The organism is Rhodococcus sp. NPDC060176 (genome assembly GCF_042728675.1).
Lineage (GTDB): Bacteria > Actinomycetota > Actinomycetes > Mycobacteriales > Mycobacteriaceae > Rhodococcus_F.
In genome coordinates this window covers 79,218-102,489 of the sequence record NZ_JBHWYS010000005.1, presented here as the reverse complement: position 1 = coordinate 102,489, position 23,272 = coordinate 79,218, and the positions used below count along the sequence as shown (strand labels likewise).

Sequence of the window (23,272 nt, the reverse complement as noted above, 5' to 3'; positions counted from 1 at the left end):
GATAGGGGGTGACACACAAGGTGACCGCTCGTCGGGTCACCTCATCGGCACAAGGCGACCGTTTGACCAGTCACCTCATTACACGGGCGACCGATTTGCCTGGTCACCCATCTACGCCTGTGGTCTAGTCAGTGCCCGCGACGGACGACCGGGGGTGTCTATGGTTCCCGGTCTCACTGCCTCGACCTGGCACTCACGGTTCGCGAGTGCCAACTGCATTTTTAGCACTCGAGCGTGCCGAGTGCAAGGTTGAGCCTCAGCCCGCGATGCAGAACTGTCCGTTACTCAAATTGACCGCAAACGAGAGCACTCCGACGCAGTCGACGCCGTTGGCATCGGCCGTAGCGCCCGCTCCGTAACCGGCGATGGCGAAGGTGACGTTTCCGTCCGCCGCCCCGGCCCGCGCGATACCGCCGCCGAGCGCAAATGCCTGCGCCTGACCGTTACCGCGAGAAGCCCCCAGCGCGGTTCCGAAGCCGTTTGCATATGAATTGGAGTAGCCGTTGTCGGCGGCGACGCTCACAGCGGTACCGCTCTCGGCAGCACCGGCCTGCGAACGGCCGGCTCCGACGGACTGCGCGCCGCAGCTCGCGGTCTCGGAGACCTGGATGTCATTGGCCGACGGCGGCGAGACACACGTGACGGGGGCTGCCGAAGCAGCTCCCGCACCGGTCAGCGCCAGCCCGGCGGCGAGCCCCATACCTACAGTCATCACAGCCCCTGTTCTCGCCAGGCGGCCCCCCAACCGACTACTGGAAATTCCGCTGACTCGAGAGGATGAGCGACGGAACCAGACTGACGAGATCAAGGGCATAGAAAACTCCTTCGTGGAACAGGTTCATTGGATTCGGGCGCGAGAGTACCCGCTCGAGTGAAGTCCGTCACCCCCGGCTGGTCAAGCCTCGAGGACGACCCCGAGAAGGGCCGGAAGATCGGCGACCGAATCGATGACGTGGTCGGGCTTCTGAACGGAGAGGTCGAGCACTGTTTGCCGAAACTTGCCTGTGCGCACCAGAACTCCGGTCAAGCCGACTCGTTGTGACGAAAGGACGTCCCCGATCAGATCGTCGCCGACCATCACCGTCGCCTCCGGTTCGACGTGCATCAGCTCCGTGGCTGTCAGGAACCCCGTGAGAGACGGTTTACCCACTGCCGCGATATTTACACCCGCCACTTCCTCGAAGCCCGGCAAGTACGTCCCGGTGTCGATTCGAAGGCCGCCTGACGTCTCCCACATCATCCCGCGGTGCATCGCGACGACGGGCACACCGGCGAGCAGAAGTTCGAGCACTCGACTCAGCGCCTCGTGGGTGAACTCCGGGCCGGCGCCGCCGAGAATCACGACCTCCGGATCGGCGTCGTCGAATTCGATTCCCTCGAGATCGGCAGACACGTCACCGTGATTGAGGACCCACGCCCGCGCGTCCGGGTACGTCGCCCGCACGTACTCCCCCGTGAGCCTGGCGGCAGTAACTATCTGGCTCGCCTCGACCTCGATACCGGCGTCGCACAACCCCTGCGCGATGAGCGTCGAACTGCGCGAGGTTGTGTTGGTCAGAAACCCACAGGCCAATCCCCGCCGCCGAACTTCGCGTACTGCTTCCCCTGCTCCCTCGATCGGCTGCCAGGACGTGAGCAGGACTCCGTCGATATCGAACAGAACACCTTCGATGTCGGCCATTGCACCAGCCTATATTCGCCATCGAGGTCCTGCCGAGGCGTCGTAACCCGAAATCCGTCGATCGCTCAGTAGGCTCCCACCCATGGACCTGCGCGACGACGACCTCTTCTCCGTTGCCGGTTCTCTGGCCGAATTACTCGGCGCTCCCGTCACGATCGAGGACGAGAACTCGACTGTCCTCGCGTACTCCGGCGGCGAGCAGGCCGTGGACGAAGCTCGCATCGGCACGATCCTCGGCCGGCAGGTACCCAGCCGATTCCGCCAATTACTCTCCGATGCAGGAGTATTCGATCGCCTCCACCGAGAGAGCGATCCCATCTACGTCGACCTCGAAGACCCTGCGATCACGCCGCGCATGGTCATCGCAGTTCGCGAGAACGATCATCCCGTCGGCTCGATCTGGGTTGCACTCGCCGGAACACCGACGCCCACACAGGAATCGATACTTCGTTCCGCGGTATCCGTCGTGGCCGAGAGAATCGCCTCGGAGCGTGACCGTGTCGACAGCACACGCCGTCGCCAGTCCCAGCGCGTCCAAGCTCTGATCGGCGGTGGCGAACCGGCTTTCCGCGCCGCAGACGACTTGCGGTTGGCAGGCCCGCTCACCGTCGTCGCCGTCGGAACAATCGCGGAACCACTGCCGGCGGGGTTGGTCGCGTCCTTGAGCCTGTACCTCGACACTCTGGCCGTCGACGCCGTTGCCGCTCAACTGTCCGAGACCATCTACCTTGTCATCGCGGCCGACGAGACCAACGCTCGCCGATTGTCCGCCGATTTCCTCACCCGCGCTCGCGGTCGCGAATTCCTGGCAGTAGCCGTCGGCCGGACCGTGAAGTCTGCAAGCGAATCACATCTTTCACGTTCGGACGCCGACCATGTTCTCGGAGCGCTTCGTCATGGCCGGTCCGGCGGAACCGTCGCGGGAATGAGGGACACGTTGGCCTCCGTACTCGCCCTGCACGTCGCCGACATCATCGACGGTCTCGGTGACGCCACACCACTCGGAAGCCTCGAACGTCACGACTCTCAGCACGGCAGCGATCTGGTCGCGACGGCAAAAGCCTTTCTCGAGCACGGCGGTGACGTGGCGAATTCTTCTGCCGCACTGCATGTTCACCCCAACACGCTCCGCAACCGCTTGCGTCGAGGCAAGGAGATGTGCGGCGTCGACCTGACCGACGCCGACACCCGCTTGATTCTGATGCTGCAGTTCAAACTCGCTCGCTGAGCAGGCGCGGCGGCGCGTTGTGCGAATCCACAACGAGGTAGCTCCGACGATGGCCGAACGGCCAGTCCTTTTGCCGGCCCCGCGATTCATGCTTGAGACAGACCCGGATGTGACCGGCGTCTCGGTTCGAGCAGAGTCTGTAGAAGGAGTGCGTCATGGGAACTCGTCAGAGCCCCGATCGTGTGGTCGTGGTCGGTGCGGGTGTTGTCGGATTGTCGACGGCCTGGTTCTTGCAGGAACGTGGAGTCGAGGTCACCGTCGTCGATCGCGACGGCGTCGCAGCCGACGCGAGCTGGGGCAACGCCGGTTGGCTGGCACCCGCATTGACGCTTCCGCTGCCCGAACCCGCAGTGCTCCAATACGGCTTGCGCGCGATGCTCAGCCCGTCGTCCCCGGTGTACGTGCCACTGACCACCGATCTGAAGCTGATTCGGTTCCTGGTCGGGTTCGCGCGCCACTGCACGCCGTCGAAGTGGCAGGAAGCGATGTCGGTCTACACCGAGGTCAACCGAACAGCCTTGGGCGCGTACGACGAACTCGCCGACGGTGGCGTCCGAGAGTTGACGCGCCTGGCCGATCCTTTCCTAGCCGCGTTTGCGTCCGAGAAGGACCGACAGACTTTGGTGGACGAGTTCCATCACGTCGAAGCTGCCGGCGGCGAAGTCGACTTCGACCTCCTCGACTACGACGCGATTCATTCGCTCGAGCCTTCACTCGGTCAGGGCGTGAAAGCCGGTTTGCGTCTGCGCAATCAGCGTTTCATCGATCCCCCGTTGTTCGTGAACTCGTTGGCGGACGCAGTCCGTGAACGCGGTGGAGAAATCGTCAGCGGTTTCGACGTCACGCAGATCGACGATCGGGTCGGCGGAGTCAGTGTTCGCAGTGCACACGGTGATTCACGCGACGGTGACGCCGTGGTCATCTCGAGTGGTGCCCGCTTGAACAAGCTCGCAGCACCGTTCGGCGTACGCAAACTGGTGCAGGCCGGGCGCGGCTACAGCTTCAGCGTCAAGCCCGAGCACCTCCCCAAGAATCCTGTGTATTTCCCCACCCAGCGCGTTGCGTGCACGCCGTTGCACGACCGCTTCCGAGTGGCCGGAATGATGGAATTCCGCAGCCCCGACGCGCCGTTGGATCCGCGCCGCGTGCAGGCGATCATCGATGCGGCCAAGCCGATGCTCAGTGGCATCGACTGGACTGCGCGGGAAGAGGAATGGGTGGGCTCACGACCGTGCACTACCGACGGCTTGCCGTTGATCGGAGCCACGCGCTCACCGCGCGTGCACGTCGCCGGTGGTCACGGGATGTGGGGAATCGCCCTGGGTCCGTTGACCGGAAAGATGGTGGCCGACTCGATGACCGGCGCTCAGACGCCGACCGTCATGCGTCACTTCGATCCGCTGCGCTGACAGCCGGTTTCACCCACTTGTAGTACGCGCCCGTCAGCAGAACCAGCCATCCGGCACCGACGAGCAGCGCAACTCGGGTATCGGCGATGACGCCGAGCAACACGATGACAAAAGCCAGGAACACGATCGCGAAGATCTGACCGTACGGCCACAGCGGCACTGGAAACTTCAGTGCCGCTGTTTCGTCTGCACTCATCTGAGCGCGGGAACGGAACTGCGAGAGCAGGATCATGATCCAGACGAAAATGGTGGCGAAGGTCGCCAGCGAGGCGATGACGAGGAACACCTGGTCCGGGATCAGGTAGTTGAGCAGTACTCCCACCAACAGGGCACCGGTCATGATGACAACGGTCATCCACGGAACACCGTTGGCGGAGACTCTCTTCATCACCTGCGGGGCCTGGCCGGCATGCGACATTCCGAACATCATGCGACCCGCACCGAAAACGTCGCTGTTGATGGCGGACAGGGCCGCGGTGATGACGACGATGTTGAGGATCGATGCGGCCGTTCCCAATCCGAGGTTCTCGAAGATCTGGACGAACGGGCTGTTGTCGGAGTTGATGGTCTGCCACGGAATGATCGCCATGATGACGGCGAGGGTGCAGATGTAGAAGAGAATGATGCGCACCGGGACCGTGTTGACGGCTTTCCTGATGGTCTGCGCCGGATCCTCGGCTTCGCCCGCGGTGATACCGATGATCTCGGTGCCACCGAACGCAAACATGACGATCGCGAAGCACGCGACGAATCCGCCGAAGCCCGTCGCGAAGAACCCGCCGTCCGACCAGAGGTGGCTGATTCCGGCATCGGTGTCGTGAACGCCGAATCCGAACACGATGATCGCGATGCCGCCGGCGATCATCGCGACGATGGCGGTGATCTTCACGAGCGTGAACCAGAATTCCAGTTCGCCGAACACCTTGACGCTCAACAGGTTTATCGCGCCGATGAAGAAGACGACAGCCAGAACCCAGATCCATCTCGGTACGTCCGGGAACCAGAACTGCATGTACAGGCCGAAGGCGGTGACATCGGCGAGGCACACGATCACCATCTCGAACGTGTACGTCCACCCGGTCATGAAACCGGCGAGTGGTCCGAGGTGCTTGTTCGCGTACTCGCTGAACGAACCGGAAACCGGGTTACGGACCGCCATCTCGCCGAGCGCTCGCAACACTAGGTAGACCGCGATACCGCCGATCAGGTAGGCCAGGAGCACCGACGGGCCGGCTCGTTTGATGGCCTCGGCGCTGCCGTAGAACAGTCCGGTTCCGATGGCTGATCCGAGGGCGATGAAGCGGATATGGCGCGCTGTCAGCCCTCGCTTGAGGCCATCCTGCGTCGCTGCGTCGCTGTTCACTTCTCGGTACTCCAGTCGGATGGATCGTCATACGTGCGCGAACCATTGTCCGCTACCACCGCGCGTGTTCCCGCACGACCCTGTTGGACGGCCGTACAGTGACCTGACACACATGGTCCATTGACGGATCGCTTACGATCGACAAAAGTGTTTGTAACTTTACGTAGCATCAACTCGACTGGAGAGACTGTGTCCAACACCCTCGAAGCAAGCATCGACATCGACGCATCACCGCAGGACGTGTGGGCAATCGTCGCCGACCTGCAGCGCATGGGCGAATGGAGCCCCCAGTGCAAGGTGATGAAGGTAATCGGCGGGACCGTGCGTGAGGGCGCCAAGACGATCAACGTCAACCGCAAGGGCCTGCTGGTCTGGCCGACGTCGTCGAAGGTCGTTCGCTTCGAGCCCAACAAGTCGGTGGCGTTCCGCATCGCGGAGAACCGCACGATCTGGTCCTACGAACTCGAGCCGACCGCTACCGGCACCAAAGTGACCGAGCGTCGCGAGGCTCCCACCGGAACGTCGAAGGTCTCGCAGTTCCTCGTCAAGACCGTCCTGGGCGGAAACGCCGACTTCGAGGTCGAGCTCGTTGAAGGCATGAATGCCACCTTGAAGCGTGTGAAGAGCGAGGCCGAGGCGGCTGCACGCACCTCTGCTTGACCCTCGACCTGGTCGAGGCATCAGGATCCGTTCCATGGATCCCGTGATGACACAGATAGCGCAGGCACAAGAATTGGCGAGCTCCGGCGATCGAGCCGGGGCTCGCTCTGCGTTCGAGAAGGTGTGGGAAGAGATCAGCGCCGCCCCCGATGCGCTCCACATCGTCTCCCTCGCGCACTACATGGCCGACGTTCAAGACGATCCGGCTCAAGAGCTCTGCTGGGACCTGCGCGCCCTCGACGCTGCAGATTCGTTGACCGACGCGCGAGCCCAGGAACACCACGCATCGCTGCAGGTCGCCGGTTTCTATCCATCGCTGCACCTCAACCTGGCTGCCGACTACCGCAAACTCGGACGCGACGCCGAGGCCGTCGAGCATCTGACGAAGGCCGAGGCGTCGGTCGGCACACTCGCCGACGACGGTTACGGCCGGATGATCAGGGGCGCTATCGAGCGACTGCGGGCAGAATTGATCCGTGACCACTAGTTCCGCCCTCTTGACGATCGGCGAGATGTCCAGGGCGTCGGCGCTCCCGATCAGCGCGCTGCGGTTCTACGACAAGGAAGGCGTGCTCGTCCCGCATTCCGTCGATCCGCACACCGGTTACCGCTGGTACACCGACGACCAACTCCGCGACGCACGCGTGATCGCCGGTATGCGGCGCGTCGGTGTTCCGATCCGCGACATGATGGCCGTCCTGACCGGGCCGGAACCCCATTCGTGCCTGGACGCCCATCTGCGCAATCTCGAGGACGGCCTCGCCGGCGCCCGCGCCGAACTCGAGAGAATCCACCGGCTGATCGATTCGCTACCTGCCTCCGGCGGCGTGGACATCGACTCCTGGGATCTACGACGCGCACTCGACGCCGTGCTGTTCGCAGTGAACGAGGAATCGGAGTTCCCGATACTTCGCGGCGTCCACCTCGACATTCACGACGGCGTCGCTGCGTTTGTCACCACTGATCAGTTCCGGCTCGCGGTCGCCGAGGTGAAAGTTCACTCCGCTCTGGCAGTGTCCGCCGTCGTTCCCGTGGCCTTCGCGCGATTGTTACGCGATGTCGCCGGCGTCGTGACGCTGACTTTCTCCGCGCGCACGGTGACTGCGTCGTATCCAGGAGGTGAAGTGTCCAGTCCCCTGATCGAGGACGGAGAGTTCCCCGATCACCGAATCCTGCGCGAGCACCACAACGCCGTCGAACTGAGCGGCGACCACCTTGCCGCCCTGCTCAACGGCACCGAGGACAGTGCCGTCGTCAGCGTCGGCGAAGACGGTGGTGCCCGGGTGGATCCGGGTGGAATGGATCCCCGTGAGAGGTTCCGCGTACTGGTCGACCGGCAGCGACTGCGCGACGCCGCCGCAGCCCAACCGGGGCGGCAACTGGTGATCCGAGTAAGCGGTGCGACGCTCCCGCTGGCGATACGCACGGGCGACTGTGTCGGGTACTACTCGTACTTGATGCCACTACAGCCTGTAGGAGAGAAGGCGTTCACGTAATCTATGGATGCTCTACCACCCCGTACTGTCAGTGCGACCAGCAGAAGACCTACCGAGTAGTTAGAGGAGCCTGTGGCACGCCGACCCACACCCCCCGGAACCCCGCAACCCACCGGGATCGGACATATCGTCGATCTGGTTCGCCATGCGATTCCGCCACTTCATCCCGCCGGCCTGCCGTTCGTGCTGGCCCCGCTGGGAGTTGCAGCACTGGGCCGCAACCGTAAGTGGGTGCGCCGAGCCGGTCTGACCACCGCCGCCGCATGCGCCACGTTCTTCCGTCACCCGCACCGGGTGCCGCCCAACCGCATCGGCGTCGTCGTCGCACCCGCCGACGGCGAAGTGGCTCTGGTCGACAACGCCGTTCCGCCCGCCGAGCTCAATCTCGGAAGCGAGCCGCGCCCGCGCGTCAGCATCTTCCTGTCGGTTCTCGACGTGCATGTCCAGCGCAGCCCTGTCGGTGGAACGGTCAAAGAGGTCGTTCACCAGGCAGGCAAGTTCCTCTCCGCAGATCTCGCCGACGCCAGCGAGGTCAACGAGCGCAACAGCATGCTCATCGAAACCGCCGACGGTCACGACGTGGCAGTTGTCCAGATCGCGGGACTGCTCGCGCGCCGCATCGTCTGCTACGCCGGTGTCGGTGACGTCCTGCCGATCGGCGACACGTACGGACTGATCCGTTTCGGCTCACGCGTCGACACGTATTTCCCCGCCGGAACCACTCTCCTGGTCGAGCCGGGACAACGCACGATCGGTGCTGAAACAGTTATCGCGCAACTGCCGTGAAGACGCCGAAGATGAAGTCAGCCGTGAAGAAGCCGGGAGCAGCCCAACCCGGCGCAAAGATGCCCAAACGCACCCAGGCGGTGCGGTTGCTGCCGTCCGTCATCACCATCCTGGCGCTGTGTGCCGGGCTGTCCGCCGTCAAGTTCGCTCTCGACGGACAACCCGGTACCTCGCTCGCGATGATCGGCGCCGCAGCCGTCCTCGATTCACTCGACGGCCGCATCGCGCGACTGCTAGACGCCACCAGCAAGATCGGCGCCGAACTCGACTCACTGGCCGACTCCATCTCCTTCGGCGTGGCCCCAGCTCTGGTCCTGTACGTGACCTTGCTGGACGGCACCAGCATCGGCTGGATCATCGCGTTGATCTACGCGGTCAGCATCGTGTTGCGACTCGCACGTTTCAACACCCTGCTCGACGACGACGACGTCCCCGCGTACGCACGTGAGTACTTCGTCGGCGTTCCGGCCCCGGCCGGCGCACTCATCGCCCTCACCCCTCTGGCCGCGACGGCTCAGTGGGGTGACGGCTGGTGGTCTTCGCACTTCGTCGTCATCGTGTGGACGCTCTTCTCGGCTGCACTGATCGTCAGCCGCATCCCGACGCTGGCGATGAAGTCGGTATCCGTGCCGCCGCACATGGCGGCCGGCCTGCTCGTCCTGGTGACGTTGGCTGCGGCCGCACTCATCACCTACCCGTACATCCTGCTGATCGTTCTCATCGCGATCTACCTGGTGCACATCCCGTTTGCCGTGCACTCGAAGCGGTGGGTGGCAGCGCGTCCCGAAACCTGGGACATCAAGCCTTCCGAACGCCGCGCGATCCGACGCCAACCCAACGTCGGTGGCCGCCGCTCGGCCGCTCGTCTCGGATTGCGGCGACCCCGCTAGTCCACGACGTACTCTCGAGAGGTGACTTCGCCGGAACTCGCCCTCACCGTTCGACTCAACACCTCTGCCGCCGACCTACGCCGCGGGGTCGTGCGCTTGCACCCCGAAGCGTTGGCGGCGTTGGGCATCCGCGAATGGGATGCCATCGCACTCATGGGAGCCCGCGGCACCGCGACCGTCGCGGGCCGTGCACCCACCGGAACCCCGGCAGGCACGATCCTTCTCGACGACGTCACCATGTCGAACGTCGGCCTGACCGAGAACTCTTCCGTCGTGGTCGGTCCGGTGACGGTGTACGGAGCGCGATCCGTCTCCGTCACCGGATCTTCGATGGCGACAAATTCGATCAGTTCGACGGTTCTGCGACAGGCCCTTCTGGGCAAGGTCGTCAGCGTCGGCGACACGGTCTCGCTCCTCCCCCGCGATCTCGGTCCGGGTACGAGCACTTCCGAAGCCACCCAAGCGCTTTCCCGTACCTTCGGCGTCGCGTGGACATCCGAACTGCTCACCGTCACGGCCGTCGAACCTGCCGGTGGTCCGGTCAGCGTCCAGCCGAATTCGGCAGTCAACTGGGGTTCCGGCTCGGCGGGCACACTGACACCGAGTGCGCTTGTTTCCAGTCCGGCCGCCGTCGCGATCGAGCCTGCACCGTCGGTTCCGCTGGATCACCTCGCCGGCGCGCAAGCGCAGGCAGCCAAGCTGACCGAGTGGCTCGGCCTGGCACTCGACGAACCAGAACTGCTCCGTACGCTCGGCGCCTCACCGCACCTCGGCGTCCTCATCACGGGCCCCGCCGGCGTGGGCAAAGCCACGTTGGCCCGCTCGGTCCTGTCCTCGCGCAAACTTGTCGAACTCGACGGCCCGGGAGTCGGTGCCACCGAGGCGAATACCCGCCTGCAGCGAATCGTCGACGCCGTTGCTGCCGTGCGCGGCGGTGGTGTACTGCTGATCAGTGACATCGACGCTCTGCTTCCGGCCACCGCGGAACCGGTATCCGCACTGATCCTCGAACAACTGCGCAGCGCCGTCGCAACCCCGGGCGTGGCATTCGTCGCGACCTCCGCCCATCCGGAGACCGTCGACGCGCGCCTTCGCGGCCAGGATCTCTGCGATCGAGAACTCGCACTTACCCTGCCGGACGGCGCAACCCGCAAGGCGTTGCTCGAACTCCTGCTCCGCCGCGTGCCCACCGGAACCCTCGAACTCGACGCCATCGCCTCGCGCGCACCGGGATTCGTGGTCGCCGACCTCGCGGCGCTCTGCCGTGAAGCTGCCTTGCGAGCGGCGACGCGGGCGTCCAAATCCGGTGATTCTCCGGAGATCACGCAGGAAGATCTTGTCGGTGCCCTCGAAGTGATTCGGCCACTGTCTCGTTCGAGTACCGAAGAACTGTCGATCGGCAGCGTCACCCTCGACGACGTCGGCGACATGGTCGAAACCAAACAGGCCCTCACCGAAGCGGTGCTGTGGCCGCTACAGCACCCCGACTCCTTCGCACGCCTCGGTGTCGACCCACCCCGCGGCGTGCTCCTCTACGGCCCTCCCGGCTGCGGTAAGACGTATCTCGTTCGTGCCCTTGCCAGCTCAGGTCACCTCAGCGTCCACGCCGTCAAAGGTGCGGAGCTGATGGACAAGTGGGTCGGCGCCTCCGAAAAGGCCGTACGCGAGTTGTTCCAGCGCGCACGCGATTCGGCGCCCTCGTTGATCTTCCTCGACGAAATCGACGCCCTTGCCCCGCGTCGTGGTCAAAGTTCCGACTCCGGGGTGTCGGATCGCGTCGTAGCCGCGTTGCTGACCGAACTCGACGGCGTCGAACCGCTACGCGACGTCGTGGTGTTGGGCGCCACCAATCGACCGGATCTGATCGACCCGGCTCTCTTGCGCCCCGGCAGACTCGAACGTCTCGTATTCGTACCGCCGCCGGATGCGGAGGCCCGCAAAGCGATTCTGCGTGCTTCCGGCAAGTCGGTACCGCTCGCCGAAGATGTCGATTTGGACATTCTGGCCGTCGATCTCGAGGGATACTCGGCAGCAGACTGCTCGGCTCTCCTGCGTGAGGCTGCACTCGCCGCCATGCGTCGGAGCATGGACGCGGCCGACGTGACGGCCGCGGACGTGGCAACCGCCCGTGAGAAGGTACGTCCCTCACTCGATCCCGAGCAGGTGGCACACCTACAGGCGTACGCGGACAACCGATAAGGACTGACCATGGCTGCTGATCTGGTTCTGTACGGCGACATCGTGACCATGCACGAGGAATCACCACGCGCCCAGGCGCTCGCCGTGACGGGCGGCCGGATCACAGCCGTCGGAGCACGGACGGACGTCGAGAAACTGGTGGTGCCGGACACCCTCGTCGTCGACGTCGGAGGTGCCGCCGTTCTACCGGGGTTCATCGAGCCGCACGGTCACCCCCTGGAAGAAGCCATCGTTCTCGGGCCTGACGTCGTCGACATCCGGCCTGTCACGATCGCCGAGGCGGATGCCGTAGTTGCTGCCGTCGTCGACACTGTTCGTTCGCGAGGTGCTGCCGGCGCTTCTCTGAACGGTTGGGACCCGTTGCTGCAGAAGGGCCTACCCGATCCGACCATCGACTGGCTGGACTCCGTAGCGCCGGAGTACCCCCTCGTGATCATGCACAACTCGGGACACGTCGCGTATTTCAACACGGCGGCAGCAGTGCAGGCCAGCATCACCCGCGATACCCCCGATCCGATCGGCGGATCGTACGGCCACGACGCGACGGGCGCACTCGACGGAGCCGCGTACGAAATGCCTGCGGTGTTCGCAGTCGCGGGCCACGCAGTCACCATCGGTGACGACTTCCCCGCACTGGTGGCGGCCGAATGCGCCCGGCTGAACGCCGCGGGAATCACCACCATCGCCGAATTGTCGTTCGACCCCAAGATGCGGCCCGCCCTGGCAGCGATAGCCGACGCCGGACTCCTCACCACCCGCCTGCGGCTCTACGAGATGTCCAACGACGCGCGCACTACCGAGGCGTCACCGGGCGACGGAAACGACCTGGTGCGCCAGATCGGCATCAAGGTCTGGTCCGACGGTTCACCGTGGGTCGGTAACATCGCCACCAGCTTCCCGTATCTCGATACCGAAGCCACCCGCGCGCTCGGGATCGCCTGCACGCACGGGCACGCCAACTACACCGGCGAACAGATCCACGACATCAGTTCCGCCTACTTCGCCAAAGGGTGGCAGATGGCGTGCCACGCCCACGGTGACGACGCGATCACCATGGTTCTCGATGCGTGGGAGCAACTTCTGAAGGAGCACCCCCGGCCCGATCACCGGTTGCGTCTCGAACACGTCGGCGCGATGCGTCCGGATCAGTTCGTCCGCGCGGCGGAACTGGGTGTCACGGTCAGCATCTTCATCGACCACCTGCACTACTGGGGTGACGTTCTGGTGGATGACCTGTTCGGCCCCGAATACGGATCCGTTTGGGCCGCAGCAGGATCTGCACTCGCGGCCGGACAACGGTTCACCTTCCACAACGACGGACCCGTCACCCCCGCCAATCCGCTACGGAACATGCAGGATGCCGTCACCAGACTTTCACCCAGCGGCCGCGTCGTGGCGCCCCAGGAGCGGATCCCCGTGGACGCCGCCGTGCGCGCCCATACGGTCAACGCCGCTTGGCAGCTGTTCAGCGAGGATCACATCGGGTCCATCTTTCCCGGTTCCTACGCGGATCTTGTTGTGCTGTCGGAAAATCCCCTCGATGTCGAGCCGACCGAGCTGGCCGACATCACGGTGCTCGCCACCGTCCTGGAGGGCCGGACGGTGTACGGGGACCTGAGCGCGATCGGCTGATCTCGAACTCAAAGTCGTCCGATATGTCCCTGGTTATCGAAAATATGTTCGATTAAACTTTGAGTATGGACAGTCGGGAAGCGTGGCAGCTGGATGGCGAGGGCCTCAAGAGTGAGGTTCTGGATCTGGTGCGCGTCCGGCACGAGTTGCAGTCGCGGATGGTGCTGCTGATCGTGGAAATGTTTTCCCGGGAGACTGTGGTCGGGAAGGGTTTTCGGGCGATCGCGCAATGGCTGCACGGTTCGACGAATCTGGAGATCGGTGAGTGCAGTCTGCTGGTCAGTCTGGCGCGGTTGTTGTTGCTCGAACCTGTTGTGGCGGATGCTTTTCACCGGGGCGATGTGGATGCGTTGAAGGCCCGTCAGGTGGCGTCGTTTTGTCAGCATCCACCCAAGAACATGACCCCGGCGGACGTCGACAAGGCCCGCGGGATCCTGTTGGGGTTGGCGTCGAAGAACATTGCCGATTGTGATGCGGTGCGGGCGGCGATCCGCCGGATCGAGAAGCAGTACGGAAAACGCGAGGACGGTGTCCCGGTCGGTGAGGATTCGGAGCGCAACGAGTTCTACGCCTCGAAAGGCCTGTACGGGCGCGTGTCGGTGAAGGGCGATCTGGATGCCGTGAACGGGGCTCGTCTGATCACGTTGCTGTCGAGCCTGTCCGCTCCGACGCCGGAGAAAGACGGCGTCAAAGACACCCGCACTCCGGCACTGCGACGCGCGGACGGGTTTAGTGAGTTGTTGCGCCGGTACGAGCGGGCGGGGTTGGGTCCGATCGAGGGCGGGGTGAAACCGCACATCACTGTCACGGCCAGCGCGAAAGACATGACGGATATGCAGGCTTTGAAAGACTTGTTGCCGTCGACCGAGGAACTCGGGTTCGCGTGGACGGATTGGGTGGGGCCGATCAGCATCGACACTGCACGGATGTTGGCGTGCGATTGCACTGTGACGCGGATTTTGTTGGATGAGAATGGTGTTCCGCTCGAGTGCGGCAAGGAAGCAAGGACCGCGACGGTACCCCAGCGGCGGGCGTTGGCTGTGCGTGATGGTGGGTGCGCGTTTCCAGGGTGCGGAACTCCATCGGGATGGTGCGATGCTCACCATATCGTTCACTGGAATGATGGTGGCCCAACGGATCTCGACAACCTGATTCTGTTATGTGGCCATCATCATCGGACACTGCACCACACGGAATGGCGAGTGGAGATCGGCCCCGACCGAAAAACAGTGTTCTATCCGCCGATGTCGATCGACCCGTTCCAGCATCCGATCGGCGGGAACAGTCCACCGACAGCGGCATGAACCGCGACAACTGAAGACGCGAGCACCGGGGCACCTCCATGCCTCGGTGCTCGTGCTGCGTTCCCGACACCTTCGCGGATGCGCACGGCTTACCAGCGGTTCCGAACCTCCTCGGCAAATCCGAGGAGATCTCGAACCACCAGAGACGAACCGTCATCGAGGATCACTGTGCCGGAAAACTTTCCGAACACCTGATGCTGAATCGAACGCAACACCCCGACGTCGAAAGTCGCGGCGCGGTCGATAACCGGCTCGAAAGTCATCTCGAAGCGACCATCGCTGCTCGAGAAAGTCCACGGAGCGCCGTCGTACGTGCCCTGCGGGATATCGAAGTCGATCCTGTCCAGTTTGTGCGCCCGCCCGCCGACAAACACGATGTTCTCACTGGCCGCCGTAGTGTCCCCGAAGCCATAACCGATATTGAATCCGAACCGCTCGCCGCTCACCAGTCCGGATGCAGAACCCCAGTACCAGGTGTTGTCGTAAGTCCAGACTCCCCTGCCCCAATCGAGAACGCCGAACGAGTCTTCCGAGTGAAATGAGAAGTCGTCGCTCCCGATTCGCACGGCCCCGGCTGCGGGAAGGCAGTTGATCTTCTGGTTGTAATAGAACGATCGGGGCGCCTTCGGAAACGGCGTGGCGATCACCATCCGGTCATCGGCAGGACTCGCCAGAAACAAATCGGCATGTAGACCTCGTCCACCGTCGAAAGCCGGATAGTCGACGATCAGGTGTCGCCCGCCGTCTACATGGCGAAACTCGAACCGAGCCTTACCTTTCGACACCACCACATCACCGTCGTCCGCACTTTCGGGCAGACCGAGCCTTCCCATCGGGAACGGCAGCATCACGTTTTCGGTGATCTCGTGCGGCGTTCGGAAATCGAGCCAGGAAACCCCGAGCAAGCCCATGTACCCGTTGTCGGCGACGGTCAACGCGATGCCGTAATCCGCAGTAAGAACGCAGTAGTAGTCCCACTCCTTGATCCGGAACTTGGGAGCGGTGATCGCAGAGCGTCGATACTTGCGAATCTCCGATGGGGCCCAACCCGTCTCGACCAAATGTCCGCCATCGTCGAGAAGCGGGCCGGGCGACATCAGTGTCTGCATTCTTACTTCCAGCGTCCCAAGATTTCGTTCGCACGGTTGGCCAATGCCATCTGGAAGAACGGACCGAAGCTCACACGTGCCACTCCGAGCGGACCGAAACTTGCCGGGTCGTCCTGATCCGGGATTCCGATCGCATTGATCGGAAGTGGGAGCTCGGACGTCAGGCGGCGCTGGGTCGCGTCGTCATGCCGCCCGACGGGGTAAAGAACGTCGGCGCCGGCGTCGGCCGCCAGCTTGAGGCGTGCGATGGCGCGATCGACGCGATCGGACTCGTCACCGACCTGCTTCACGAACAGGTCGGTGCGCGCGTTGACGACAACGTGAACTCCGGCTGCGTCGGCGGCCTGACGAAGCCCACCCACGAAGTCGGCGTGCTCCTGCGCCTCGCGCAAGCGTCCGCCTTCACTGTGAACGGTGTCCTCGATGTTGAGTCCGACAGCGCCGGCATCGATCAACCCGTCGATGAGAACTGCCGGCTCGAGCCCGTAACCGCCCTCGATGTCCACCGAGATCGGGGCGTCGACCGCAACGGTGATCTGCTTGATCCGGTGCAGAAGTTCGTCGAAGGTGATGCCCTCGTTGTCCGGCTTGCCGATGGAATCGGAAACCGGGTGGCTGCCCACCGTCAGGGCTGCAAAACCTGCAGCCACCGCAAGATTCGCCGACCACGCGTCCCACACCGTCGGAAGAATGACCGGATTACCTGGCTGGTGCAACGCCAATAGAGCAGTTGCCTTGTCGTTGATCGAAGTCATGCGGTGGCTCCTCGAGATCGTGGGGTGTACCTCTCACCTACCGACTCTAGTGAGCGACCGGGCAGCCTGTGCTCTTGTAATCGACTTGGAACTCCTTGATGCCGTTGATCCAACCCGAGCGCAGACGGCGCGGATCACCGATCTTGGTGATGTCCGGGACGTTGTCGGCGATCGCGTTGAACATCAAGTCGATCTCCATACGAGCGAGGTTGGCACCGATGCAGAAGTGCGCGCCCGTTCCGCCGAAGCCCAAGTGCGGATTGGGGTTACGAGTGATGTCGAACGTCATCGGGTTCTCGAAAACGTCCTCGTCGAAGTTCGCGGAGCTGTACAGCATCACCACGCGCTGCCCCTTCTTGATCGACACTCCTGCCAATTCCGTGTCCTCGAGCGCGGTGCGCTGGAAGGCGGTGACGGGTGTCGCCCAACGGACGATCTCGTCGGCCGTCGTCTTGGGACGTTCCTTCTTGTACAGCTCCCACTGCTCGGGGTTGTCCAGGAACGCGATCATTCCGTGCGTGATGGCGTTGCGGGTGGTCTCGTTGCCCGCCACCGCCAGGATCAACACGAAGAACCCGAACTCCTCCGGGCTCAAAGAGTCGCCGTCGATATCCGCCTGGACCAGTGTGGTGACGATGTCGTCTGCCGGGCAGGTACGACGCGCGTCTGCCATTTGGTACGCGTATCCGAGGACTTCGGTGGACGCGACTGCCGGATCACCCTGGTATTCCGGGTCGTCGTAGCCCATCATCTCGTTGGACCACTTGAACAGCTTGTCTCGATCGTCCTGCGGCACACCGATCAGATCCGCGATCGCCTGGAGCGGCAGCTCACTGGCAACCTGCTTCACGAAGTCGCCCGGGCCTTCGCTCACAGCGGTGTCGACGATGCTCCGCGCACGACGATCCAACTCGTCGCGCATGCCGTTGATCGCGCGCGGCGTGAACAGCTTCGAAATCAGCTTGCGGAGCTTGGTGTGCTCCGGCGCATCCTTGTTGAGCAGAAGATGGCGGAGCATCTCGACGGCCTCGCGAGGCATGTCGTCGGCGAAACGCGCGATCGCGGTGTTCTCCCAGCTCGAGAACACATCGCTGCGCTGGCTGACCTCTTTGACGTCAGCGTGACGCGAGACCACCCAGTAGCCCTCGTCCTGGAATCCGCCGACCGTCGGCGGCTGCTCACACCACCACACGGGTGCGTTGCGACGCAGTTCGGCGAACTCCTCGAAAGGGATCCGCTCCCCGAGGACAGCAGGATCGGTGACGTCGAATCCGGCCGGCAGGTCAGGCGTGCGTGTTGTGTCCGAGATGGTCATGGCGTCCTCTGATCGGTCGAATGTGCGCTACACCACAGAGTAGCTTTCACTAACGGCCTGTCAAGTGAAAGACGGGGAGTCTCGTGCAACCGTCCCGCAAGAGCCCCCGCGGCACTAGGATCCCGGTAATGACAGATACCTCCGGCAGACTGACGCTGCGAGAGAAGCAGAAGCAGCGAACCCGCGCAGACCTCGTGGACGCCGCCGGCGCGCTCTTCACCGAACGCGGATACGCGGCTGTCACCGTGGAAGACATCGCGGGCCGGGTCGGCTGCAGCCGAGCCACCTTCTACCTGCACTTTCCCGGAAAGATCGACATTCTCAAGGCCCTCGGCTCGAACACTGTCGTATCCAGCACCCTCGCCATATTCCAGGATCTCGACCATGTACTCGACTCCGGTTCGCGCGAAGAATTCGCCGGCTGGATCGCACGCGCTCTCGACTGGTGCCGCGATCACCACCACATGATGCGGGCGTGGGACGAGGCCATGGTCCTCGAACCAGAGTTCCGCACACTGGCCCGCGAAGGCATCTCCGCACTGCCCAACGCGATGCCGTCGTACCTGGCCCGGTGGCCGCAGGACCGGCATGACGAAGCAAAACTCCGAGTAGAGCTCCTGCTCACACAAATCGAGCGTTTCTTCATTCGCTGGGCCGAGCAGGGCGCAATCACCGCGGGTGCGGACGTCGCAGCAGACGTTCTCACCGACATCTGGTTTCCGGCACTCACGCCGCCCGCTACCGATGTTGCGGCGCCGCGATAGGTTGGCCCGATGCCACTCGATCCTCGAGCGATCCTCACCACCGTCGCTGCGCTCCTGTCCGCGATACTCGCTGCGCTGGCCCTGACCAATCCCGTTCTTCGTGACTGGGCCATCGTCGCCTCCCCATCGGAAGTGGATCGCTGGATCAGTAGTGGACCCACTGCTGTCGGACTCGGCGCCGTAGTTGCCGTGCTTGCCTGCGCACTCTCGCAGCGTCGCGGGTCCCGGCGGGCGGCCTGGATCGCGATCGCTGTCGGGGTCGCCGTCATCGCGATCATTCGGGCAGTCGTACCCGAGGTTGCGTCACTGGACCTGCTGATCGCCTTGATCATCGTCAAAAGTGTTGCAGCCGGCACTATTCTGGGCTGTGTGGCTGCCGTCAGTTGGGACCGCACTGCCACGAAGAACGCGACACTCCTCGGAGTACTCGCCACCTTCCTCGCGATCCGCACGTTCGCCGGTGGGACAGCCAGGATGACAACGTCTTCGGTGGGTGAGCCGTCATGGTGGCTGATCGGCGCCACGGCCGCAGCAGCGATCGCCTGCGCAGTGACGGCGCAGGCCGGCTTCCGGATCCGCAAGCCCGACGCGGGTGAAATCCGCATCGCTCTCGTGGTGATCACCGCGCTGGCGATCGGGCATCGCGTTCTCGGCGCCGTGATCGACCGCCAGCAATACGCGTCCGAAGCGACCGCCTGGATTGTCATGGTTTTGGCGGCAGGTGCTGCGCTCGCGTTGACGTGGATCGCCGCCTACCGTCTCGGCGACACCTCCGGTGCTGGTGGCAAGTTCCTCTGGGCGGCAACCGCTCTGGCCGCTGCGTCAGCTCCGCTGTTCGTCGACATCGCGAAGGGTTCCGGTCACTGGGGAGACCTGAAGTCCCCCTGGGTACTGGTGCTTTTCGCAGCCCTGCCGGTGGCCGTCGGATTGAGACTGCACAAGCAGGTGCCACACCTCGTTCCCATCGCCGTTCTCGTTGCGGTACCTCTGTCAGAACTACTGCCCTTCGACTCCGCGCACGGTGTCTGGTCAATCGCGCTGAAGATCGCCGCACTGGGATTCGCCGCCGGACTGCTGTTCGGTTCCCTGGCTCCCGGCAGCTTGGTCGACGCCACACTCGGACTCGCCATTCCCTTTGCCGCGATGACCTTCTCGTCGATCGCCATCCTCACCGATCAGCTCTCTTTCCCACCGATGATGAGGTCGATATACATCCAAGGCCAGCTCGACATCGACGCGGTCTCTCCCCACGGCGACGGAGGATTATTCGGACGCGGCATCGGCATCACCGTCGACTACGTCACCGCTCAGACCGTCGGCGCAGCGGTACTCTTCACCCTGATCATCGGCTTCTGCGGCGCGGCGATCCTCCGACGGTCACATCCGCCCGTCGAGGTACCGGAACCCACCGAGACCGCCTGATCAGGACAGACCGATGACCATCGACGTCCGGTCAAGCACCGGCGCCCTTGCGGCCTTTCTCGCGGGAATCCTTGCCGCCGTGGCGCTGACGAACCCGGTGCGAATGAGATGGCCTGTTACCGAACCGCAGTCGAAGATCGACCAATGGATCAGCAGCCAATCCACCAGCGTCGTGGTCGGCGCCATCGTCGCGGTGGCGGCCTGCGTATATCTCCAGCACCGCGGTTCTCGCCGGCGCGCGTGGGCATTTGTGTACGTAGGCGTCGTCGTGCTGATTCTGATCAGATACGTCGTCCCCGAAGAACTTGGTCTCGATCTGCTGAGCGTTCTGGGTTTTGCCAAAACCATTGCCGCAGGACTCATCCTGGGCGGCGCGGTCGCCGCCTCGTGGGACAGTCGCATCGGTCGCAACCTGCTGATCGTGGGCTTGGTGTCGACGTGGTTGGCCGCGCAATCGTCCACCGGAGATTTGATACCCGTCAGCACGTCGTCCATCGGTGAACCCGCCTGGGCACTTCTGTGGCTGACGTTGATCTGCGCAGTAGCGTGCGCCATCACCGTTGATCCCGAATCGGGGATCGGCAAAAGCGAACCGGGCATTGCCGCAACCGCTCTGGCGGTTGTCACCGGGCTCGCTGTCACTCAACGGATTCTGAGTTCGGTCATCGACCGGCAAGAGCGCCCGTCGACGTATTCGGGTTGGCTGGTCATGATCGCGTCCACCATCGCCGTCCTCACCCTGACCTGGTTCTGTACGAGGAAACTCGACGCAACTTCAGACAGCGGCGGATTCCTCTGGGCTGCAACCGCCGTTGCGGCCGCCGCCACGACGGTGTTCGCCGATCTGACCGACCGCTTCTTTCTCGACGGTGACCGAACCTCGCTGTTGGTGATCACTGCCCTCGCGATCATCGCAGTTGCCTTCGGGTTGACGCGTGCTCGACACCGAGATCGCAGGATCGCAGCTCTGGCACTCCTCGCTGCGATCCCGTTGTCGGAGTGGATCTTCAGCGGCGATCACGAACTGGTTCTGTTGCTCCGGATCGTCGCGCTAGGCGTCGGAACGGGGCTACTGTTCGGATCCGTCTTGCCCTCGAATCCCGTCATCGGGGCGCTGGGGTTGACCATTCCTTTCACTGCCCTGGTCTTCATGTCGATCGGGCAGCACGACATCGAGACTGTGTCACCAACGTACGTCCGGCCCGATCCGCCCTCGACGTACTTCCAGCAGGACACCGGACTGCGCGGCTACGTCGACGCGAGCGAGCCCGGCGCAGCCTGGCAGGCGGACGTCTCGTTCGTTATCGTCGACGCAACTGAGGCGCCACCACGTTCCGTCGGCACCGCGCTTCTGATGTGTGTAGTTGTCGTCGCCTCCGGGATCGCGCTTCGTCGCCGAAACGCCGTTGACACACCGTCACCGGACTGAGACCTCCTATTGCGGTGCAACTGGTACCGGATTGACTATTTTGGAGCAGTGCCCATCGCCCGCAGGACGCTGCTCGTCGCACTGAGTGGTGTGACGGCATTCGTCGTCACCGTCGTCGCTTTGGCGCCCTTCGTCAACAGCCAGTCGACGTCGATTTCGACGGGTGACCGATTCTGGTCGATCTCGACCATCGGTGCCGGCGTCTTGGCTGTCGTCGCGGTCGGGACAGCCGCGATGATGGCCCGTTGCCGGTTACGGACCGCTGCCATGACGGCATTCGGTGGGCTCCTCCTCGAACTGCCCGGACTCTACGATCACAACTTCGAGGCACTCTCGCCCGTCGGGGCGGGAGTCGCTGTCGGCGCGGTCACGGTTGCTGCCGCTCCCCGGGTCCGAGCCGCTTCGGTCGCGGGAACGATTGTTGCCGTACATGTCTCGGATTCGCTCCTGGACGAGGATGCAATTCCTCGGCGGTACGCGGACTACATCGCCGACAACACCAACCAGTTTCAACCACCAGTGCTGGCGGCAACACTGATCGCACTGGCATTGACCGCCGCATGTGTCGCCGCGTTCTGGTTCCACGATTTCGACAAGGACCACCCCAAGGAACGGATGGCCGTTCGGCCGGTGACGATCGCAGCGGTGCTAACCCTCTTCGGCGTCGCGGCAAATTGGTGGTTCGACATCACCACCGTCACGGCGGCGGTGCCCCTGCTACTCGTCGCGCTGGTGATCACGGTGATCTGTGCGCGGGTGTTGGGCGACGGCAGTCGGATCCTGCTGATGTGTACCGCTGCCGTCGCAACTCTGGCGGCGGTCTCGGCGAATCGTCCGGCAACCGAGGCGATGGAGTGGTCGAAAACCCCGGCCTCGACCGCCGTCGTGATCGGCGTCGTCATCGTTGCCGCGGCAGCCGTCGGCGCTCTCGCACCGTCCCGCGTCGTCGGCTACGGATTGCTCCTGACGGTGACGGTCGCCGGGATCGTCAGCTATGCCACGTCGCCTTCGCCGAAGATCGGTGACCTTCTCACGATCAGCGATCTTCTTGTCGCCCTGACCGCAGCGGTCGTCACCTACGCGATCGCCAGCGCGATGTACCGGGAACCACCGCGGACCGGAGCGTCACGAGCCCTCGTCGGATTCGGTGTCATCTTCGGCCCAACGGCGCTGGCCCTGCTCGTCTATCCGCAGTTCGACTACGGATGGACGGCGTACACCCCGCTGGACGAGAACAAGCCCTTCAACGGCATCACTACGGTCGGCCCGTTCGAGATCTCGACCGACATCCTGATACTCGACGCCGTCGCGCTGATCATCGTGGCCGTTTGCGCCTACACAAGTCTGCGATTGGGCCGGATAACACGATCCGTTCCTCCGTCGATCAGTCGATCAGATCCATCGACGCCAGGCGATGGAACACTTTGAGCGATCCCGGCGCCACCTCGTCCATCGCCGCGTACTCGGAGAGCGTGAAGTATCGGAACTCGGCGATCTCACTGGTCGGGTGCGGGTCTCCGGCCATCTCCGCCAGATAGCAACTCATGTGCAGCCCGGTGTCCGCGGAATGACCGAAAGCGTGAGCCTCGAAGACGTCGAGGAACTTCACCGTTCCGTCGACCAGATCGACGTCGAGTTCCTCCCGAATTTCGCGGTGCAGCGCCTGCTCGGGTGTCTCACCCGGGTCGATCTTTCCGCCGGCCATGTAGAACGCGGTCTTGCCCACGGAGCGGGTCTGGATCAGCTTGCGATCGCGAATGTGCGCGAGGGCAGCGGTACGGATGATCGTGGTGGGAGTCGGCGAATTCACGTCGTCCAACCTACGTGTAT

Annotated in this window: 21 protein-coding genes; 14 read left to right on the top strand and 7 right to left on the bottom strand. The window is 63.6% G+C overall.

What is annotated here, in order from left to right:
• Positions 1 to 256 precede the first annotated feature (256 nt).
• Positions 257 to 814, bottom strand: coding sequence for a DUF6764 family protein (locus ACFWEM_RS22945; RefSeq protein ID WP_019744475.1), 558 nt, complete (start codon positions 812 to 814; stop codon positions 257 to 259).
• 81 nt (positions 815 to 895) lie between these two features.
• Positions 896 to 1,681, bottom strand: coding sequence for an HAD-IIA family hydrolase (locus ACFWEM_RS22940; protein WP_064443292.1), 786 nt, complete (start codon positions 1,679 to 1,681; stop codon positions 896 to 898).
• Between the two features lie 82 nt (positions 1,682 to 1,763).
• Between ACFWEM_RS22940 and ACFWEM_RS22935 the strand changes: the two genes are divergently transcribed.
• Together ACFWEM_RS22935 and ACFWEM_RS22930 are read left to right on the top strand one after the other, a co-directional pair.
• Positions 1,764 to 2,909 carry a PucR family transcriptional regulator gene (locus tag ACFWEM_RS22935; RefSeq protein ID WP_378537379.1) on the top strand — a complete coding sequence of 382 codons (1,146 nt, stop codon included), beginning with the start codon at positions 1,764 to 1,766 and terminating at the stop codon, positions 2,907 to 2,909.
• 155 nt (positions 2,910 to 3,064) lie between these two features.
• Positions 3,065 to 4,318, top strand: coding sequence for an NAD(P)/FAD-dependent oxidoreductase (locus ACFWEM_RS22930; RefSeq protein ID WP_378537377.1), 1,254 nt, complete (start codon positions 3,065 to 3,067; stop codon positions 4,316 to 4,318).
• Here the strand turns inward: ACFWEM_RS22930 and ACFWEM_RS22925 are convergent.
• Positions 4,290 to 5,681, bottom strand: a complete 1,392-nt coding sequence (locus ACFWEM_RS22925; protein ID WP_378537375.1) for an amino acid permease — start codon at positions 5,679 to 5,681, stop codon at positions 4,290 to 4,292. The two genes, ACFWEM_RS22930 and ACFWEM_RS22925, sit on opposite strands and share 29 nt — an antisense overlap.
• A gap of 189 nt (positions 5,682 to 5,870) precedes the next feature.
• Here ACFWEM_RS22925 and ACFWEM_RS22920 point away from each other — a divergent pair, with 189 nt between their 5' ends.
• From ACFWEM_RS22920 to ACFWEM_RS22885, 8 genes are all read left to right on the top strand, one after another.
• On the top strand, positions 5,871 to 6,341 hold the full coding sequence (locus ACFWEM_RS22920; RefSeq protein WP_003941500.1) for an SRPBCC family protein: 471 nt from the start codon (positions 5,871 to 5,873) through the stop codon (positions 6,339 to 6,341).
• 34 nt (positions 6,342 to 6,375) lie between these two features.
• Entirely contained in the window at positions 6,376 to 6,828 is a 453-nt protein-coding gene (locus ACFWEM_RS22915; protein ID WP_007733713.1) for a hypothetical protein, read from the top strand.
• The gene (locus ACFWEM_RS22910) at positions 6,818 to 7,837 is read left to right on the top strand and encodes a MerR family DNA-binding transcriptional regulator (protein ID WP_378537373.1); all 1,020 of its coding nucleotides are present in this window, start codon (positions 6,818 to 6,820) and stop codon (positions 7,835 to 7,837) included. The genes ACFWEM_RS22915 and ACFWEM_RS22910 overlap by 11 nt, the downstream gene beginning before the upstream one ends.
• Positions 7,838 to 7,909: 72 nt before the next feature.
• On the top strand, positions 7,910 to 8,623 hold the full coding sequence (locus ACFWEM_RS22905; protein ID WP_003941540.1) for a phosphatidylserine decarboxylase: 714 nt from the start codon (positions 7,910 to 7,912) through the stop codon (positions 8,621 to 8,623).
• A gap of 59 nt (positions 8,624 to 8,682) precedes the next feature.
• On the top strand, positions 8,683 to 9,513 hold the full coding sequence (locus ACFWEM_RS22900) for a phosphatidylcholine/phosphatidylserine synthase (RefSeq protein WP_029254795.1): 831 nt from the start codon (positions 8,683 to 8,685) through the stop codon (positions 9,511 to 9,513).
• 21 nt (positions 9,514 to 9,534) lie between these two features.
• Positions 9,535 to 11,712 carry an AAA family ATPase gene (locus tag ACFWEM_RS22895; RefSeq protein WP_075832584.1) on the top strand — a complete coding sequence of 726 codons (2,178 nt, stop codon included), beginning with the start codon at positions 9,535 to 9,537 and terminating at the stop codon, positions 11,710 to 11,712.
• 9 nt (positions 11,713 to 11,721) lie between these two features.
• Positions 11,722 to 13,344, top strand: coding sequence for an amidohydrolase (locus ACFWEM_RS22890; RefSeq protein WP_378537370.1), 1,623 nt, complete (start codon positions 11,722 to 11,724; stop codon positions 13,342 to 13,344).
• A gap of 65 nt (positions 13,345 to 13,409) precedes the next feature.
• Positions 13,410 to 14,648 carry a DUF222 domain-containing protein gene (locus tag ACFWEM_RS22885; RefSeq protein ID WP_378537368.1) on the top strand — a complete coding sequence of 413 codons (1,239 nt, stop codon included), beginning with the start codon at positions 13,410 to 13,412 and terminating at the stop codon, positions 14,646 to 14,648.
• Positions 14,649 to 14,737: 89 nt separating this feature from the next.
• Here the strand turns inward: ACFWEM_RS22885 and ACFWEM_RS22880 are convergent, their stop codons facing one another.
• From ACFWEM_RS22880 to ACFWEM_RS22870, 3 genes are read right to left on the bottom strand one after another with little or no spacing between them, the layout of a single operon-like run.
• Positions 14,738 to 15,757 (bottom strand): DUF2804 domain-containing protein, encoded by a 1,020-nt coding sequence (locus tag ACFWEM_RS22880; RefSeq protein ID WP_378537366.1) that lies wholly within the window; start codon positions 15,755 to 15,757, stop codon positions 14,738 to 14,740.
• Between the two features lie 2 nt (positions 15,758 to 15,759).
• Positions 15,760 to 16,512, bottom strand: a complete 753-nt coding sequence (locus ACFWEM_RS22875; protein ID WP_378537364.1) for an isocitrate lyase/phosphoenolpyruvate mutase family protein — start codon at positions 16,510 to 16,512, stop codon at positions 15,760 to 15,762.
• A 46-nt stretch (positions 16,513 to 16,558) separates the two neighbouring features.
• Positions 16,559 to 17,827 carry a cytochrome P450 gene (locus ACFWEM_RS22870; RefSeq protein WP_003945041.1) on the bottom strand — a complete coding sequence of 423 codons (1,269 nt, stop codon included), beginning with the start codon at positions 17,825 to 17,827 and terminating at the stop codon, positions 16,559 to 16,561.
• 128 nt (positions 17,828 to 17,955) lie between these two features.
• Between ACFWEM_RS22870 and ACFWEM_RS22865 the strand changes: the two genes are divergently transcribed.
• From ACFWEM_RS22865 to ACFWEM_RS22850, 4 genes are read left to right on the top strand one after another with little or no spacing between them, the layout of a single operon-like run.
• Complete coding sequence (locus tag ACFWEM_RS22865) at positions 17,956 to 18,591, top strand: TetR/AcrR family transcriptional regulator (RefSeq protein ID WP_378537361.1); 636 nt, start codon at positions 17,956 to 17,958, stop codon at positions 18,589 to 18,591.
• Positions 18,592 to 18,600: 9 nt separating this feature from the next.
• Entirely contained in the window at positions 18,601 to 20,013 is a 1,413-nt protein-coding gene (locus ACFWEM_RS22860) for a hypothetical protein (protein ID WP_378537359.1), read from the top strand.
• 13 nt (positions 20,014 to 20,026) lie between these two features.
• Entirely contained in the window at positions 20,027 to 21,442 is a 1,416-nt protein-coding gene (locus tag ACFWEM_RS22855) for a hypothetical protein (protein ID WP_378537356.1), read from the top strand.
• 48 nt (positions 21,443 to 21,490) lie between these two features.
• Entirely contained in the window at positions 21,491 to 22,870 is a 1,380-nt protein-coding gene (locus ACFWEM_RS22850; protein ID WP_378537354.1) for a hypothetical protein, read from the top strand.
• Here ACFWEM_RS22850 and ACFWEM_RS22845 read toward each other — a convergent pair.
• On the bottom strand, positions 22,827 to 23,252 hold the full coding sequence (locus ACFWEM_RS22845) for an NUDIX domain-containing protein (protein ID WP_378537352.1): 426 nt from the start codon (positions 23,250 to 23,252) through the stop codon (positions 22,827 to 22,829). The two genes, ACFWEM_RS22850 and ACFWEM_RS22845, sit on opposite strands and share 44 nt — an antisense overlap.
• Positions 23,253 to 23,272: the final 20 nt, after the last annotated feature.

Coding starts and splice junctions, on each gene's coding strand:
- ACFWEM_RS22945 (WP_019744475.1), bottom strand. CDS start 814: ATGCCCTTGATCTCGTCAGTCTGGTTCCGTCGCTCATCCTCTCGAGTC.
- ACFWEM_RS22940 (WP_064443292.1), bottom strand. CDS start 1,681: ATGGCCGACATCGAAGGTGTTCTGTTCGATATCGACGGAGTCCTGCTC.
- ACFWEM_RS22935 (WP_378537379.1), top strand. CDS start 1,764: ATGGACCTGCGCGACGACGACCTCTTCTCCGTTGCCGGTTCTCTGGCC.
- ACFWEM_RS22930 (WP_378537377.1), top strand. CDS start 3,065: ATGGGAACTCGTCAGAGCCCCGATCGTGTGGTCGTGGTCGGTGCGGGT.
- ACFWEM_RS22915 (WP_007733713.1), top strand. CDS start 6,376: ATGGATCCCGTGATGACACAGATAGCGCAGGCACAAGAATTGGCGAGC.
- ACFWEM_RS22900 (WP_029254795.1), top strand. CDS start 8,683: ATGCCCAAACGCACCCAGGCGGTGCGGTTGCTGCCGTCCGTCATCACC.
- ACFWEM_RS22890 (WP_378537370.1), top strand. CDS start 11,722: ATGGCTGCTGATCTGGTTCTGTACGGCGACATCGTGACCATGCACGAG.
- ACFWEM_RS22885 (WP_378537368.1), top strand. CDS start 13,410: ATGGACAGTCGGGAAGCGTGGCAGCTGGATGGCGAGGGCCTCAAGAGT.
- ACFWEM_RS22880 (WP_378537366.1), bottom strand. CDS start 15,757: ATGCAGACACTGATGTCGCCCGGCCCGCTTCTCGACGATGGCGGACAT.
- ACFWEM_RS22875 (WP_378537364.1), bottom strand. CDS start 16,512: ATGACTTCGATCAACGACAAGGCAACTGCTCTATTGGCGTTGCACCAG.
- ACFWEM_RS22870 (WP_003945041.1), bottom strand. CDS start 17,827: ATGACCATCTCGGACACAACACGCACGCCTGACCTGCCGGCCGGATTC.
- ACFWEM_RS22865 (WP_378537361.1), top strand. CDS start 17,956: ATGACAGATACCTCCGGCAGACTGACGCTGCGAGAGAAGCAGAAGCAG.
- ACFWEM_RS22860 (WP_378537359.1), top strand. CDS start 18,601: ATGCCACTCGATCCTCGAGCGATCCTCACCACCGTCGCTGCGCTCCTG.
- ACFWEM_RS22855 (WP_378537356.1), top strand. CDS start 20,027: ATGACCATCGACGTCCGGTCAAGCACCGGCGCCCTTGCGGCCTTTCTC.